General features: G+C 75.8%; 13 protein-coding genes. 10 read left to right on the top strand and 3 right to left on the bottom strand.

Features of this window, described 5'->3' with window-relative positions:
• Window positions 1-62 precede the first annotated feature (62 nt).
• The 3 genes from ACQPZA_RS32660 to truA are packed head-to-tail and all read left to right on the top strand — an operon-like array spanning window position 63 to window position 2,775.
• Window positions 63-1,106, top strand: coding sequence for a DNA-directed RNA polymerase subunit alpha (locus tag ACQPZA_RS32660; RefSeq protein WP_169394188.1), 1,044 nt, complete (start codon window positions 63-65; stop codon window positions 1,104-1,106).
• Between the two features lie 2 nt (window positions 1,107-1,108).
• The gene (gene rplQ, locus ACQPZA_RS32655; protein WP_433275932.1) at window positions 1,109-1,849 is read left to right on the top strand and encodes a 50S ribosomal protein L17, sunset domain variant; all 741 of its coding nucleotides are present in this window, start codon (window positions 1,109-1,111) and stop codon (window positions 1,847-1,849) included.
• Window positions 1,846-2,775 (top strand): tRNA pseudouridine(38-40) synthase TruA, encoded by a 930-nt coding sequence (gene truA / locus ACQPZA_RS32650; RefSeq protein WP_433283089.1) that lies wholly within the window; start codon window positions 1,846-1,848, stop codon window positions 2,773-2,775. Before rplQ ends, truA begins: the two co-directional genes overlap by 4 nt.
• Here truA and ACQPZA_RS32645 read toward each other — a convergent pair.
• Complete coding sequence (locus ACQPZA_RS32645) at window positions 2,703-3,422, bottom strand: FMN-dependent NADH-azoreductase (protein ID WP_433275930.1); 720 nt, start codon at window positions 3,420-3,422, stop codon at window positions 2,703-2,705. The genes truA and ACQPZA_RS32645 overlap by 73 nt on opposite strands.
• Window positions 3,423-3,496: 74 nt before the next feature.
• On the opposite strand from ACQPZA_RS32645, the gene ACQPZA_RS32640 reads away from it, so the two are divergent.
• From ACQPZA_RS32640 to eccB, 6 genes are all read left to right on the top strand, one after another.
• A complete protein-coding gene (locus ACQPZA_RS32640; RefSeq protein WP_433283087.1) occupies window positions 3,497-4,435 on the top strand; it encodes a sigma-70 family RNA polymerase sigma factor in 939 nt (312 codons plus the stop codon).
• A 199-nt stretch (window positions 4,436-4,634) separates the two neighbouring features.
• On the top strand, window positions 4,635-4,916 hold the full coding sequence (locus ACQPZA_RS32635; protein ID WP_433275929.1) for a hypothetical protein: 282 nt from the start codon (window positions 4,635-4,637) through the stop codon (window positions 4,914-4,916).
• 31 nt (window positions 4,917-4,947) lie between these two features.
• Window positions 4,948-6,369 carry a purine-cytosine permease family protein gene (locus tag ACQPZA_RS32630; RefSeq protein ID WP_433275927.1) on the top strand — a complete coding sequence of 474 codons (1,422 nt, stop codon included), beginning with the start codon at window positions 4,948-4,950 and terminating at the stop codon, window positions 6,367-6,369.
• A 4-nt stretch (window positions 6,370-6,373) separates the two neighbouring features.
• Complete coding sequence (locus tag ACQPZA_RS32625) at window positions 6,374-6,847, top strand: nucleoside deaminase (RefSeq protein WP_433275925.1); 474 nt, start codon at window positions 6,374-6,376, stop codon at window positions 6,845-6,847.
• Window positions 6,844-7,788 (top strand): isopenicillin N synthase family dioxygenase, encoded by a 945-nt coding sequence (locus tag ACQPZA_RS32620; RefSeq protein WP_433275923.1) that lies wholly within the window; start codon window positions 6,844-6,846, stop codon window positions 7,786-7,788. Before ACQPZA_RS32625 ends, ACQPZA_RS32620 begins: the two co-directional genes overlap by 4 nt.
• Window positions 7,789-7,847: 59 nt before the next feature.
• Complete coding sequence (eccB, locus tag ACQPZA_RS32615) at window positions 7,848-9,287, top strand: type VII secretion protein EccB (RefSeq protein ID WP_433275921.1); 1,440 nt, start codon at window positions 7,848-7,850, stop codon at window positions 9,285-9,287.
• A gap of 17 nt (window positions 9,288-9,304) precedes the next feature.
• Here the strand turns inward: eccB and mycP are convergent, their stop codons facing one another.
• Window positions 9,305-10,579 carry a type VII secretion-associated serine protease mycosin gene (mycP, locus tag ACQPZA_RS32610; RefSeq protein WP_433275919.1) on the bottom strand — a complete coding sequence of 425 codons (1,275 nt, stop codon included), beginning with the start codon at window positions 10,577-10,579 and terminating at the stop codon, window positions 9,305-9,307.
• A 17-nt stretch (window positions 10,580-10,596) separates the two neighbouring features.
• Entirely contained in the window at window positions 10,597-12,015 is a 1,419-nt protein-coding gene (gene eccD, locus ACQPZA_RS32605; protein ID WP_433275917.1) for a type VII secretion integral membrane protein EccD, read from the bottom strand.
• A 151-nt stretch (window positions 12,016-12,166) separates the two neighbouring features.
• Between eccD and eccCa the strand changes: the two genes are divergently transcribed.
• The gene (eccCa, locus tag ACQPZA_RS32600; protein WP_433275915.1) at window positions 12,167-16,120 is read left to right on the top strand and encodes a type VII secretion protein EccCa; all 3,954 of its coding nucleotides are present in this window, start codon (window positions 12,167-12,169) and stop codon (window positions 16,118-16,120) included.
• The last annotated feature ends 17 nt before the right edge of the window (window positions 16,121-16,137 follow it).

Raw genomic sequence — 16,137 nt, 5'->3', positions numbered from 1 at the left:
GGGCCGGGGCTTGCTGCGGCATCAAATAGCGGTTGCCGCAGGCCTGAAGGAGGCACCCACCCATGCTGATCTCTCAGCGCCCCACCCTGACCGAGGACTCGGTCGTCGACACCCGCTCCCGGTTCGTCATCGAGCCGCTGGAGCCGGGCTTCGGATACACGCTGGGCAACTCGCTCCGGCGCACCCTGCTCTCCTCCATCCCGGGATCCGCGGTCACCAGCATCCGCATCGACGGCGTGCTGCACGAGTTCACGACCGTGCCCGGGGTAAAGGAGGACGTCACCGACATCATCCTCAACCTCAAGGAGCTCGTCGTGAGCTCCGAGGAGGACGAGCCGGTCACGATGTACCTGCGCAAGCAGGGCCCCGGCCCGGTCACGGCAGGCGACATCGTGCCCCCGGCCGGCGTCACCGTGCACAACCCGGACCTGCACATCGCCACGCTGAACGACAAGGGCCGCCTCGAGGTGGAGCTCGTCGTCGAGCGGGGCCGTGGCTACGTCCCGGCCATGCAGAACAAGGCCACCGGCGCCGAGATCGGCCGCATCCCGGTCGACTCGATCTACTCGCCGGTCCTCAAGGTGACCTACAAGGTCGAGGCCACCCGCGTCGAGCAGCGCACCGACTTCGACAAGCTGGTGCTCGACGTCGAGACCAAGCCCTCGATCACCCCGCGGGACGCGCTGGCCTCGGCCGGCAAGACCCTCGTCGAGCTGTTCGGGCTCGCCCGCGAGCTCAACGTCGACGCCGAGGGCATCGAGATCGGCCCGTCGCCGCAGGAGGCCGACACCATCGCGGCCTTCGCGATGCCGATCGAGGAGCTGGACCTCACGGTCCGCTCGTACAACTGCCTCAAGCGCGAGGGCATCCACACCGTGGGTGAGCTGGTGGGCCGCAGTGAGGCCGACCTGCTCGACATCCGCAACTTCGGTGCGAAGTCCATCGACGAGGTCAAGATGAAGCTCGTCGGCCTCGGGCTCGCGCTCAAGGACAGCCCGCCCGGATTCGACCCGTCGGCCGCGGCCGCCGAGTACGGCTCCGACGGGTTCGACCCCGAGACCTTCGGGGACGACGGCCAGGACTACGCAGAAACGGAGCAGCTGTAGCCATGCCTCAGCCCACCAAGGGGCCCCGTCTCGGCGGGTCGCCGGCGCACCAGCGGCTGATCCTGGCCAACCTGGCCACCGCGCTGTTCGAGCACGGCCGGATCACCACCACCGAGGCCAAGGCACGGCGGCTCCGGCCCTACGCCGAGCGCCTGATCACCAAGGCCAAGCGCGGCGACCTGCACAACCGTCGCGAGATCCAGAAGGTGATCCGCGACAAGACGGTCGTGCACCGGCTCATCGCCGACATCGGCCCGTTCTTCGCCGACCGCGAGGGCGGCTACACCCGGATCACCAAGACGCTGCCGCGCAAGGGCGACAACGCCCCCATGGCCGTGATCGAGCTGGTCCAGCAGAAGACGGTCACCGACGAGGCCGAGCGCGCCCGCCGCGTCGCGTCCTCGCAGCAGCGGGCCACCCCGGCCGCGGCTCCGGCCGAGGAGACCGCCGAGGAGACCGAGGCCACCACCACGGCCACGGCCACCGACGCGGAGGAGAGCACCTCCACCGCCGACGCGCCGTACGGCGAGGGCAGCCACGCCCCGCTGGACGACGCATCGGAGGCCCCGGAGGGGTTCTCGATCAAGGGCAACGAGAACTCGAAGCTGTACCACGTGCCCGGGTCGCCGTCCTACGACAGCACTGTGCCCGAGGTCTGGTTCGCCACCCCGGAGGCCGCCGAGGCCGCCGGGTTCGAGCTGCCCCGGTCGCAGCGTGAGGACGACTCCACCGAGGAGTCCTGATAGTTCCGCAGCACCCGCACCACCCCGTCGAGCCCGCCGTCCTCCGTGACGGCGGGCTCGCGGGCGTTCCAGGCCGGCTCGACGCCGGAGAAGGGGCGACTCGCGGGCGCGAGACGGGCGACTCGCGGAGGTTCCGGCTAGACCTCTCCTACGACGGCACCGACTTCTCCGGGTGGGCGATCCAGCCGGGGCGGCGCACCGTGTGCGGTGTGCTCACCGAGGCGCTGTCGACGGTGCTGCGGGAGCCCGTGGCGCTGACCGTCGCGGGTCGCACGGACGCGGGCGTGCACGCCACCGGGCAGGTGGCCCACGCCGACCTTCCGGCCGACCTCGACGCCGCGTGGCTGGTGCGCAGGCTGGCCCGGCTGCTGCCGCCGGACGTCCGGGTGCGGGCGGTGACGCCCGTGCCGGAGGCCTTCGACGCGCGGTTCTCGGCGCTGCGCCGGCACTACCGCTACCGGGTGGCCACCGCCGCCCACGGCGCGGAGCCCCTGCGGGCGCGGGACACCCTGTCCTGGCCGCACCCGCTGGATCTCACCGCGGTGACGACCGCGTCCGAGCTGCTGCTCGGCGAGCACGACTTCGCCGCGTTCTGCAAGCGCCGGGAGGGAGCCACCACGGTCCGGGCGCTGCAGCAGCTGTCCTGGACCCTCGCCGAGGACGGGGTGGTCGAGGCCGCCGTGTCCGCCGACGCCTTCTGCCACTCGATGGTGCGCAGCCTGGTCGGGGCGCTGCTCGACGTCGGGCGCGGGCGCCGGACGGCGAACTGGCCCGCCGAGCTGCTCACACGCGTCGAGCGCGCGAGCGATGTGCCCGTCGCCCCCGCCCACGGGCTCACGCTCGTGGCCGTCGACTATCCGCCGGACGCCGAGCTCGCCGCCCGCGCCAGCGCCACCCGTCGCCGCCGGGTGCTCGGCGCGCCGTGAGCCCTGGCGTGCTCGGCGGCGACGGCCCCGGCACGGGCGAGTGCATCGGCGCGGGACCGCGCGGCCAGCGGCCGCAGCGCGGCCATGGCGGGGTCGACGTCGGCGGCGGTGAGCTCGGCGACGATCAGGGTGACCTCGGCGCCGAACACGTCACCGAAGATCCGCTCCAGGTACGGGGTGGAGTGGTCCCAGCCCTCGCGGGGGGATCCCGGGCCGTAGCCGCCGCCGCGGGCGATGACCAGACTCAGCGGGACGCCGGCCAGGGACCGGCCGAGCGGCGTGTGGCGGGGGTCGAAGCGAGGATCGGTGATCAGAAGGTCGATCCAGGACTTCAGGGCCGCGGGGACGCCGAAGTTGTACAACGGGGCGCCGACGGTGATGGCGTCGGCGGCGAGCACCTCGTCGGCGGCGCGGCAGGCGGCGGCACTGGCGTCCCGCATGGCCCGGGTCCGCAGGTCCGGGGGGAGGAACCCCCCGTAGGTGGCGAGCTGCCACGTCTCGAGCCGGACGGGAGCCGCGGCGAGGTCGCGGTGGACGACCTCGGCGTCCGGGTCAGCCGCCAGCCAGGCTCGCTCCACGGCGTCGGTCAGCTCACGACTGACCGAGTCCTCGTCGCGGATGCTCGAGTCCACGCGCAGGAAAGTCATCTGCAGCTCCCTGTCCCATCAGGTGCGTCCGTCTCGTCATCCCTATGACGGAGCCCGTGGAGCAGAGGGGACACATGGACGAGCAGGACCGGCTGGCCCAACGGTTCGAGACGCACCGCGGCCACCTGCGCGCTGTCGCCTACCGGATGCTCGGTTCGCTCGGCGAGGCGGACGACGCCGTGCAGGAAGCCTGGCTGCGGCTCAGTCGCTCCGACACCGGCGCGGTCGACAACCTGGCCGGCTGGCTGACCACGGTCGTCGCTCGCCTGTGCCTGGACATGCTGCGCTCCCGCGCGGCGCGGCGGGAGCACCCCGTCGGGTCGCGGCTGCCCGAGCGCGCCGAGCCGTTCGGGACCGGCGTGGGAGGTACCGATCCCGCCCACGAGGCACAGCAGGCCGACGCGGCAGGCCGCGCGCTGCTGGTGGTCCTGGACAGGCTGGCCCCCGCCGAGCGGGTCGTCGTCGTCCTGCACGACGTGTTCGCCGTGCCGTTCGACGAGATCGCTCCGATCGTGGCGCGCTCGCCGGCCGCGGCCAAGAAGCTCGCCGGTCGCGCCCGCAGGAAGGTTCGAGGTGCAGACGCTGTGCCCGCCGGCGCGCTCGTCCGGCACCGGCGGGTCGTCGAGGCCTTCCTCGCGGCCGTACGCGACGGTGACATCGACGCGCTGCTGGAGGTGCTCGCGCCCGACGTCGTCCGCCGGGCCGAACCCGCCGCCCTTCCGCCGGGCGTCGCAACCGAGATCCGGGGTGCGCGAGACGTGGCGGAGGAGGCACGTCTCCTCTCGAGAGAACGCGTTCACGTGGCCGAGCCGGTCCTCGTGAACGGCAGGATCGGAGCCGTGGTGGCCCCGCACGGCCGGTTGCTCCTCGCCCTCACCTTCACGATCGCGGACGAGAAGATCGCCGGGTTCGAGGTGATCGCCGACCCCGACCGTCTCCGACTGCTCGACCTGGCACTGGTCGACGACCAGGGAATGTTCGCCGGCGGCTCTCCTTGCCGGGTCTGGCGCTGACGCTCGTCGGCCGTCACACTGACGGCCCCGCCCAGCCTCCCTTGATGGTTCGTCTGTCAACTCTGTGTAACTCCCACGGGGAGCCCCCGTCCTCGCAATGGGAACAAATCACCCGTGCCCGTACCGTGATCCAGAGGGCGCGTCCGGCACACCGGGCGCGCCCTTCACACCCGTGCCTGCTGATCAGAACGGAGATGCCGTGCTCACCTCGCCCCCCACGCGGCTGCCCGACCCCGTCGAGCCCCCGGTTGCCGCAGCCCCCGCTGCGGCCACCTCCCCCCACGCCACGATCACGCTGCCGGTACGGGGGGAACCCGTCGGCACGGCCGTGGCGGATGCGACGGCAGCGAGGGTGGTGACCGCGGAACAGGTGGAGCGCGCGGTTCTCCAGCTGCGGGAACGGCCGGGGAAGACCGCGGTGGAGCAGATGCAGGCCGTGTTGCAGGCACTGGGCCTCACCGTGGTGCCACCGCACCGCTGATCCGGCCAGAGCGCGCATCCGAGGAGCGTCCATGACAGCGGATCCCGTACAGCCGGTCTCCGTCGACCGTGACTACGGCGGGCGCGTGATCGCCGTGGAGCCGGGCGGGAACGAGCCGATCCCGGCCGCCGAGCGCCACGGCCGCCCACGGCAGCTCTTCTGGACCTGGACCTCCCCGAACCTCGAGTTCGCCACGGTGTTCGTCGGCGTTCTCTCCGTGCAGGCGTTCGGGCTCACCTTCCCCCAGGCCGTGGCCGCGGTGCTGCTCGGCAACGGGCTGGCGGCGCTCGCGCACGGCGTGCTCTCGGCCCGTGGTCCCGCCGCGGGTGTGCCGCAGATGGTGCTGGGCAGGCTCGCGTTCGGTTACCGGGGCAACGCGCTGCCCGCCGGGCTCATGACGATCACGTCGGGCTTCGGCTGGTTCGCGGTCAACAGCGTGAGCGCGGCGTTCGCCCTGAACTCGCTCACCGGACTGCCGGCGGCGGCCTGGCTCGTGGTCGTCGTGCTCGTGCAGATCGGCGTCGCGTTCGTCGGGCACAACCTGGTGCAGGTCTTCGAGCGCTTCGCCTTCCCCGTGCTCGCGGTGGTGTTCGCGTTCGCGGCGGTGATCGTGCTCGCGCGGTCGGACCCGTCGGCCGTTCCCGCCGGTGGCGGCACCGGCGGGGTCGGCGGGTTCCTGCTCACCGTCGGCGCCGTGTTCGGCTACACGGCGGGCTGGAGCCCGTACGCGGCCGACTACGCCCGCTACCTGCCTGCCGAGTCATCGCGGCTGCGCACGGGGCTCGCCGCCGGGCTCGGGCTGTTCGGCTCCACCACCGTGCTCATGGTGGTGGGCGCGGCGTCGGTGAGCGCCACCGCGGCGGCCGGGGTGGAGTCCGACAACCCCGCCACCGCGTTCGTCGGCGTGCTCCCCGGTGCGCTCGCGAGCCTCACCCTGCTGGCCATCGCGCTGGGCGCGATCGCGGCCAACGTGCTCAACGTCTACTCGGGCGCGATGGCCTTCCTCAGCATGGGCGTGGACGTCCCGTTCCGCTGGGCGCGCGCCGTGGTCGCCGCCGCATTCGGCGTGGTCGGCTTCCTCATCGCGCTGATCGCACTCCCGGACGCGGCCCACAGCTACGAGGGGTTCCTCCTCGTCATCGTCTACTGGATCGGGCCGTGGCTCGGCGTGGTGCTCACCGACCAGTACCTGCGCCGCGGCAGGCTCCCGACCGAGCTGCTCTACGACCGCGGCCACCGCAACCCCGCTGGTGTGGTGGCCCTCCTCGTGGGCATCGTGGTGTCGGTGCCGCTGTTCTCCAACCAGGTGCTGTTCGTCGGGCTGGTGCCGCGGCTCGTCCCCGGCGTGGGGGACGTGACGTTCCTCGTCGGCATCGCGCTGTCGGCCGCGGTGTACGCGCTGCTGTTCCGCGCCGCGCCGCTTGCGGGACGGACGGCTCGCCCCGCAGAGTGAGACCGTGACCACCCTGCCCGACCCGGCGGTGACCGATCCGGCCGCGCTGCTCGACGTCGCCCTCGGCGAGGCCAGGGCCGGCCTCGCCGAGGGGGGCATCCCGATCGGGGCGGCGCTGTTCGCCGCCGACGGCACGTTGCTCGGGCGCGGGCACAACCGCCGCGTCCAGGACGACGACCCCTCCATGCACGCCGAGACGGCGGCGTTCCGCGCGGCCGGGCGGCAACGCGACTACCGCTCGACGATCATGGTGACCACGCTCTCGCCGTGCTGGTACTGCTCCGGGCTCGTACGCCAGTTCGGGATCGGCGCGGTGCTCGTCGGAGAGGCCCGCACCTTCCACGGCGGCCACGACTGGCTCGCCGAGCACGGCGTTTCGGTCACGGTGCTCGACGACGGTCGCTGCGTCGACCTCATGACCGACTTCATCGCCGCCCGCCCGGACCTGTGGCACGAGGACATCGGAGAACCCTCATGATCCCGACGGTCGACCTGGCGGCGTGGCGGGGCGGTGCCGCGGGTATCGGTCCCGCCGTCGACGAGGCACTGCAACGGGCCGGCTTCCTGCTGGTGACGGGGCACGGGGTGGACGCCGCACTGCGCGCCGAGGTGCGTGCGGCGGCGCGGGCCTTCTTCGCCCTGCCCGCCGAGGTGAAGGCCCGCTATGCGGTGCGGATCGGTGGCCGCGGCTGGCTCGCCCCGGGGGTGGAGGCGAACGGGAACGTCGAGGGCACGGAGACACCGCCAGACCTCAAGGAGTCCTTCGCCGTCGGGCCGGACACCCCGACGGGCGACCCCGAGGTCGACGACGTGTGGTTCCCGCCGAACGTGTGGCCGTCCGAGGTGCCGCAGCTGCGGCACGCCGTGGACCGCTACGCGGCCGCGATGACCGCGGTGTCACGCGAGCTGCTGGAGCTGTGTGCGGACGCCCTCGGCCTGTCCCGGGAGACGTTGACCAGCCTCGCCTGCCACCCGACGTGGACGTTCAACATCAACCGGTACCCGCCGCTCACCGAGGTCGGCCCGCCCGCCCCCGGCCAGTTCCGGATCGGCTCCCACACCGACTTCGGGACGGTCACGGTGCTGGACCGCGAGCCGGGCGCGGGTGGTCTGCAGGTCGACATCGAGGGCACGGGCTGGGTCGATGCCCCGTACGACCCGGCCGCGCTCACCGTCAACATCGGCGACCTGCTCGCGCACTGGACGGGCCTGCGCTGGCGCTCCGGGCGGCACCGGGTGCTGCCGCCGCAGCCGGAGTCCCCGCACGAGGAGCTCGTCTCGCTGGTGTTCTTCTTCGAGTTGGACCACGACGCGCTGGTCACGCCGCTGACCCCGCCGATCGGCCGCCGGTCGGACCTCGAGCCGGTCGTCTCCGCGCCGTTCCTGCGGGAGCGGCTGGACGCGATCTCCGTCGGGTAGCCGGCCCCAGTTCTCCCGAACGCCCACGGGGCGGTGACCTGCAGAGCTAGCGTCGGACCGTGTCGCGACCGAGCGCCGTGCGCGCCCCCGCCACCCGCGACCAGGTGGACGCGTACCGGTTCGGCCTGCGCCGGCTCGAGGCGGCGCTGGTGCGCGGTGACCCGGTGCCCCTGCACGAGCAGATCCGGTCGCAGCGCCGCGCGGCGCTGGCCGGAGTGGTGCTGGGGCTGCTCGGGCTCTGCGGCGCCGCGGTGTACTCGGTGGTGGTGCCCAGGCCCGACTGGAAACAGCAGGACGTGGTGATCGGCGCGGGATCCGGCGCGATGTACGTGGTGGCGCACGGGCCCGACCGGCTCGTGCCCGTGGCCAACCTCCCCGCGGCCCGGCTGGTGCTGGCGGCGCTGCGCACGGGCGGCAGCACCGACGCCGACCCGGCCACCGCCACCCCCGTCGCGGTGCCGGACGCCGCCCTCGCCGCTGCGGCGCGCACCCCGACCGCCGCGGTCCCGGGGGCGGTCGCGGTGCAGCCGGGCGGTCCGGCACCGCCACCCCGGTGGGCGGTGTGCGACCGGACCACGGCCGACGGCACCCTCGTCGGCACCACCGTGGTGGCCGGCATGGCGGCACCCGAGCCGATGCCGCCGGGCGACGGGGTGCTGCTCGACGGACCCGACGGCGCCACCTGGCTGGTCACGGAGGGCCGCCGGCACCGCGTCGACACCGGTGACGGCCGGGTGCTGGCCGCGTTCGGGCTCACCGGCCGGATCCCCCGCGCCGCCGCACCCGACGTGGTGTCACTGGTGCCCGAGGGCGCGGCCCTGGCCACCCCGGAGGTCGCCGGTCGTGGCGGCACCGCTCCCGCCGGGCTGCCGGGGCGGATCGGCGACGTACTGGTCACCACCCCGGTGGGCGGGGCCCCGCGGCACTTCGCCGTGCTGGCCGGCGGCCTGCAGGAGGTGCCCGACGTCGTGGCCGAGCTGCTGCGGGTGGCCGCGGGGCAGGCGCAGGACCTGCCCATCGGGCCCACCGAGCTGGCCGCGGCGGCGCTCGTCGACGACCTGCCGGTCGACGGTTGGCCCGCAGGGGCGCCACAGCTGCGCGAGCCCGCCGAGTCGCCCGTCATGTGCTGGACGTGGACGGCGGACGGGGGGCCGTCCGGTGCGGTGTGGACGGGCGCCGCGGAGCCGCTGCCCGCGGCGGCGCCACCGGTGGCGCTGGCCCAGGCCGACGGCCCGGGCACCCGCGTGGACGCCGTGGCGGTGGGGCCCGGCGGCGCGGTGCGGGCCACCGGGCCGGGACGCCCGCCGGGCACCGGCCCGTTGTGGCTGGTGGCCGCCACCGGCGTCGGCTACGGCGTCGCCGACGACGCCACGGCCGCCGCACTGGGGATCACCGCCGCCGAGCCCGCTCCGGAGGCGGCACTGCGCCTGCTGCCGGCCGGACCGGCCCTGGACCTCGCTGCCGCGGGCCGGGTGGTGGACGTGCTGCCGGCCGGCTGAGCCAAGCCCCGGGTCCCTCAGCGCATCCTGCGCGGGCGGCGGCGCAGCAGGACCGCGGCCGCCGCACCCGCCAGCAGCAGCAGACCGGCCGCCACGAGGTCGACCGGTGGGCCCGACGACGGCGCCGCCGGCCGCGGTGCGGTGCCGGGGAGCTCCGTCACCACCGTCACCGCGGCTGCCGGTTCCGGAGCCGGGTGGAGCACGGCGGGCACCGCGGTGAGTGCGGCGACCGGATCGATCACACCGTGGCCCACCCGGTCGTCACGGCCGCGGGCCGGCGGGCGGGCCGTGGCGAGGATGCGGTCGGTCACCTGCTTCGCGGTGAGCTCCGGATAGCGTTCCCGCACCAACGCAGCCAGCCCGGACACCCACGGCGCCGCGAAACTGGTGCCCTCGACGCCGGTGGAGGTCGTGCCGCCCCCGACGGCCAGCGAGCGCAGCCCGGTGCCGGGGGCGGCGACATCCACCCACGGTCCGGGCACCGTGAAGGAGGCCGGGGCGTCGTCCGGGCCGACGGCCCCCACCGCGAGCAGCTGGTCGTCGTACCAGCCGGGGAGCGACACCTGGCCCGCGCCGGGCTCGACGCACGAGCCCGAACCCACGTTCCCCGCTGCCGCGACGACCACGACGTCGGCCCGGGCGGCGAAGGAGAGCGCTGCCTGCAGGTCGGCGCCCGCCGTGGCCGCCTGGGCGGCGCTCAGGCACACGGCCTCGGAGATGTTGACCACGTCGGCGCCCTTACGGACGGCCAGCACGACCGACTCCGCCAGCGTGCGGGTGTCGCCGGCCGGACGGGTGGTGCCACCCGGCCCGGGAACCTCGAACGACGGACTCGACTGGCGGATCGCGAGCAGCCGCGCGCGGGGCGCGATCCCGATGGGCGTGGCGGCCCGGCCGCGAGAGCCCGGTTCCGCCGCCGCGGCGAGCAGGCCCGCGACCGCGGTGCCGTGGCCGTCGCAGTCGTCGAGGCCGTCGCCACCGGTGAGGTAGTCCCCGGCGCCGCGCACCCGGTCGCCGAGCAGCGGGTGCGGGTACACCCCGGTGTCGATCACCGCGACGAGCTGGCCGCGGCCAGTGGCCAGCCGGTGGAGCTCGGGCAGCCGCAGCCGGGTGGCGATGGGGTCGGCCGCAGGCTCCGGGTCCGCCTCGGGCGGGGTGCAGCGGCTGGGCGCGCGCAGGCCGGGAGTGGATCCGGGCGGGTCACCGGCGGGCGGCGGCACGGCGATCGGGGGCGGCACCGGGTGGGCCATGGCGGGAGCCGCCTGCCCGGTGAGCGCGAGTGCCGTGGCCACCGCGCATGCCGCCCGTCTCACAGGCCCCGGACCAGCCTGAACAGGTCCATCGCCGCGAGTGCCAGCGGGATCGAGGCGGCGACGAGCAGGCCTTCCAGCAGGTCGACCGCCCGGCGGGAGACGGGGGAGCCCGCCGGCCGGGTGCGCCCGAGCGCGAGCGAGCCCGCCGCTGCCGCCACGAGCAGGACGGCCGCGACGCCGAGCCGGGCGCCGGGACCCACCTGCGTGGCGACCAGTACGGCCAGCCCCACGCCCGCGGTGACGGCGCTCCCCAGCAGAACCCGCGCCGGGGCGCGGTCGGCGAAGCTGCGGGCCCGCAGGGCGAGTACGGCCACCGAGACCGCCGCGAAGGCCGGCCCGGCCCACCCACCGGCCGCCGCGACCGGGAGTGCGGCAGCGGCCGCGAGGACGGCGCAGCCGCCGACCAGGCCGGCGAGATAGCCGCGTGCCAGGTCGGCCCGCTCCGCGAGCTCGGCGGGCGGCAGCAGGTCGGGGCCGTCGTCGGCGTCCACCAGCTCGGCACCGTCGGCCGGCACGACCGGCCGGGGCAACCCGGCGAGGCGCAACGCGGCCCGCGGCAGCACGGGGCCGACGGCGAGCGCGACCGCGCCCACGGCGGCCGCCGCGGCAGCCGGGGCGACGCCGAACCGCAGGACGACGACCGCGGCCACCCCCATCGGGACCGCGGCCACCACGGTGCCGACGAGCACGGGGGCCACCACTCGCAGCGCGATCTGGGCGAGTGCGGCGGCGATGCCTGCCGCGGCCGTGGCCAGCAGCAGCTGTGCAGCGCCGCCCGCGGCGGACAGGGCCGCCCACCCGGCCGCGGCGGCCAGCGGAACGGCCGCCAGCGCCGCTGTGCTCGCCGCCTGCAGCCGGGCCGCCCCGTCGAGGGACTCGACCCTGCTCGCCCCGTCGGGCGCCTCGACGGTGCGGCCCAGCCGGGCGGCGTGCGCCACCGCGGCGACGGCCGCCAACACCGCGACCGCCGCCGTCCACGCCGTCCACGGCGTCCCGGGCGCTGCGGGCCGGCCCGCGAGCAGCGCCGCCGCGGCGAGGGCCACGGCCAGCACCACACCCGCGCCGAACCGGCGATCGCCTGCCGCGGCGGTGGCCGCCGTGGCCGCCAGCGCGTCCACGGGGTCGTCGAAGACCGGCGGAACCGGAGCCGGGCCCTGGGGGGCGAGCCGCAACAGCTCGCCGTCGAGCACACCGAGCTCGCCGAGGGTGGCCTCGGCAGGCAGCGGGCCGCCCGCGGCGCCGGACAGCCGCCACGGGACCGGGCGCAGGCCGAACACCGGTTCCCCGACCAGCTCGAGGACCATCGGCACCAGCTCGGCGACCGGCACGTCTGCGGGCAGCGCGACGTCGACCCTCGCCCGGGGGGCGAGCACCGTGAGCCGGCAGTAGGCCGCGTCGGCGGCAGCGGCACGCACGTGGTGTCTCCCTCCGCGAGCGACAGGACGACTTCTCCGGAACGGCCCCGGCGGACCCCGTCGGCTGCCTAGCATCGCAGCGCCGGGGCCGCGGGCGGGCCCGTTCGGCAGAACTCGTTCGGGGCCGGTTGACCGGCGGGGAGGGGTGCCGATGGGAACTGTCGGAGTCGTCCGGCCACGGCGGGTGCCGTCGCGGATGCCCGGTGGGGAGCTCACGCTCGAGCCTCCCCCCGAGCCGGAGCGGATCGTTCCCGCGGGGATGCTGGCCCGGCTGCTCCCTGTCGTCATGCTGCTCGGTTCCGTCGGCTTCATCGCCGTGCTCGGCCCGCGCAACCCCACCTCCTGGCTCTTCGGAGGCATGTTCGCGATCTCGACGCTCGCCATGATGATGACCGGCGCCGGCCGTGGGGGCGGCAACCGCTCGGCGAGCCTCGACGAGGACCGCCGCGACTACCTGCGCTACCTGTCGCTGCTGCGCGGCCGGGTCCGCGGCATCGCGGCCGAGCAGCGTGCCGTGCTGGAGTCGCTGCACCCGCACCCGGCGGCGTGGCCGGCGGTGCTCGCGGCGGGCCGGCTCTGGGAACGCAGGCCAGCCGACCCGGACTTCGGGCAGCTGCGCATCGGGCGCGGCGCGCAGCGGCTGGCCACCCGGCTGGTGGCGCCGCAGACCGGGCCCGTCGAGGGCCTGGAACCGGTCACGGCGCTCGCGCTGCGCCGGTTCCTGCTGGGCCACGCCGTCGTGCCCGACCTGCCGGTGGCCCTGTCGCTGCGGGCGAGCTCCACGGTGTGGCTCGAACCGGCCGATCCCGCGGAAGGGCTCGGGCCCGCCCGCGCTCTCGCCCGTGCTCTCGTGGCCCAGTACGCGCTCTGGCACAGCCCGGCCGACGCGCTGCTCGCCGTCGTCGCGCCGCCCACGCTCGCCACCGAGTGGGAGTGGGTCAAGTGGCTCCCGCACGTCGCCCACCCCCGCAGGCGCGACGCCGTCGGCCCGCTGCGGATGGTCTCCGGCGACGCCGACGACGTCCGCCGCTGGTGGGTGGCCGAGCTGGCGGGCAGGCCGGCGGGTCCCGGCACCGGTGAGCCGCACCTGCTCGTCGTCGTCGACGAGGTGGCCGAGGGACCGGGGCCGTGGGCGGGCGTCGCCGGGGTCACGGTGCTGCGCGTGGGCGCGCCGCCGGGACGGCGACCGGGTCCGTCCGTCGTGCGGCTGCTGGTGGGTGCGCACGGACTGCACCGCGTCGGCTCCACCGACCGGCGGCACCCCGACCTCGCTCCCGACGACCAGCAGCCGGCCCCGATCGGGCACCCCGACGGGCTCGGCGTGGCCGAGGCCAGAGCACTCGCGCGGCGGCTGGCCCGTTACCGGTCCGGCGGCGCCGCGCCGGGCGGTGATGCGGCCCCGCGCCGGGCGCCGGGGTTGCCAGCGCTGCTCGGGCTGGAACCGGGCCCGGCCGGGATCGCCGCGCTGCGTGCCCGCTGGAGCCGCGCCGAGACCGACAGGCTGCGCGTCCCGATCGGCGTCGACGAGCGCGGTGGCCCGGTCGTGCTCGACCTCAAGGAGTCCGCGCAGGGCGGGAGCGGACCGCACGGGCTCTGCGTGGGCGCCACCGGGTCGGGCAAGAGCGAGCTGCTGCGCACCCTCGTGCTGGGTCTCGCGGCCACGCACTCACCCGCGGAGCTCAACCTCGTGCTGGTCGACTTCAAGGGCGGCGCCACGTTCCTGGGGCTGGCCGGGCTGCCGCACGTCTCGGCCGTGATCACCAACCTCGCCGACGAGCTGACGCTGGTGGACCGGATGGCCGACACGCTGGCCGGTGAGGTCACCCGCCGCCAGGAGCTGCTGCGCGCCGCAGGCAACCTGGTGGGCGTCGCCGACTACGCCGCGGCCCGCCGGGGCGGAGCCGAGCTGCCGCCGCTGCCCGCGCTGTTCGTCGTGGTCGACGAGTTCTCCGAGCTGCTCGCCCAACGACCCGAGCTGATCGAGCTGCTCGTCACCATCGGACGGCTCGGGCGCTCGCTCGGGATCCACCTGCTGCTCGCCTCGCAGCGCCTCGAGGAAGGGCGGCTGCGCGGGCTGGAGTCGCACCTGTCCTACCGGATCGCGCTGCGCACGTTCTCCGCCTCGGAGTCCCGCGCGGTGCTCGGCGTGCCCGACGCCCACCAGCTGCCGTCCGCGCCCGGCTCGGCCTTCCTCGCGACGGGCACCGACGAGCTCGTGCGGTTCCGCGCCGCCTACGTGTCGGGCCCCGGCGCCGCAGCGGCGCCGCGGTCCGGGCCCGTGGCGGGCCGGCCCCGCGCGTACCCCTTCCGGGTCGGCCCCGTACCCGAGGCCACGCCGGCGGAACCGGTCACCGCCACCGAGACCGACGGCGTGGACGGCCCCACCGTCCTCGACACCGTGATCGCCGCGATGGCGGGTCAGGGCCCGCCGGCGCACCGCGTCTGGCTGCCGCCCCTGGACGCCCCACCACCGCTCGACGAGGTGCTCGGCCCGGTCCACGCCGGGCCCGGCCAGGGTCCGCCGGCGGCCCGGACGGGCGTGCTCCAGGTGCCCGTGGGCCTGATCGACCGGCCCTACCAGCAGCGGCGCGACCCTCTCGTGATCGACCTGGCCGGCGGTTCCGGGCATCTGGCCGTGGTGGGCGGTCCGCGGGCGGGCAAGTCCACCGCGCTGGCCACCGCCGTGCTGGGCCTCGCCCTCACCCACACCCCGGACGAGCTCGGCGTGCACGTTCTCGACTTCGGTGGCGGGGCGCTCGGGTCCCTGGCCGGGCTGCCGCACGTCGGCACCGTCGCCGGGCGCCAGGAGGTCGACCTCGTCCGGCGCACCGTCGCCGAGCTCACCGCCGTGCTCGCCCGGCGCGAACGGCTCTTCCGCGAGGCCGGGATCGCCTCGGTCGAGGAGTTCCGGGCCCGCCGGGCGGCAGGCGCGCACCCCGGTGAACCGAGCACCGACCTGCTGCTCGTCGTCGACGGGTACCTGACGCTGCGCGGCGACTTCGACGACCTGGACGCGCGCCTGCTGCCGCTGGCCGCTCAGGGCCTGTCCTACGGGCTGCACCTGGCGATCTCGGCCGGTCGGTGGAGCGAGCTGCGTCCGGCACTCAAGGACCTGCTCGGTGGCCGCATCGAGCTGCGGCTGGGGGAGCCCGCCGAGTCCGAGGTGGACCGCCGCCGGGCCGCCGAGGTGCCGTCCCGGCCCGGTCACGGGCTCGCGCCCGACGGCGCCCCGGCCGTCGTCGCGGCTCCCCGGCTGAGCACCGGCGCCACCGACCAGGCCGCGCTGGTGGGGGTGATCGCGCAAGCCTGGCCCGGTGCCGGCCTCCCCCCGGTGCGGCTCCTGCCCGAGCGCATCGACCTCCACCGGCTGCCGCCAGCCGGTCCCGGGTCCACCGGAGTCCCGATCGGCGTCGACGAGGAACGGCTCGGCCGCGTGGAGCTCGACCTCGCCGCAGACCCGCACCTGTTGTGCTTCGCCGACGCGGAGAGCGGCAAGACCAACCTGCTGCGGCTCGTCGCGCGCGGGATCACCGACCGGCACGGGCCCGAGGCCGCCCGGCTCGTGGTCGTCGACCATCGCCGCACGCTGCTGGGCGTCGTCCCGGACACCCATCTGATCGGTTACGCCAGCACGGCCGACGCCACCGCCGAGGCGGCCCGCGAGGTGGCGGCATCGCTGCGCAGGCGGCTCCCCGGCCCGGACGTGACGCCGCGGGCCCTGCGCGAACGCAGCTGGTGGACCGGCCCCGAGGTGTACGTGCTCGTCGACGACTACGACCTCGTCGCGCCCGGCGGGGGCGCGCAGCACCCGCTCGTGCCGCTGGTGGAGTTCCTCGCCCAGGCCAAGGACGTGGGCCTACACCTGGTCGTGGCCCGGCGCTGCGGCGGCGCCGGCCGAGCGCTGTTCGACCCGCTGCTCGGGCGGCTGCGTGAGCTGGCCGTGCCGGGGCTGGTGATGAACGGCAGCCCCGACGAGGGTGCGCTGGTCGAGTCGGTCAAGCCGGCGTCCCTGCCGCCGGGACGAGCCACGCTCGTCGACCGGCGTCGTGGCGCCCGCCGCATCCAGCTCGCCTGGCTGCCGCCGGACGTCGAGGACGACCCGTGAGCGGCCCGTGCCCCCGC

This window comes from Pseudonocardia xinjiangensis (assembly GCF_050948425.1).
In the GTDB taxonomy this organism is placed as follows: domain Bacteria; phylum Actinomycetota; class Actinomycetes; order Mycobacteriales; family Pseudonocardiaceae; genus Pseudonocardia; species Pseudonocardia xinjiangensis.
The sequence above is the reverse complement of the archived record's forward strand: the minus strand, read 5'-3'. Positions and strand labels throughout refer to the sequence as shown.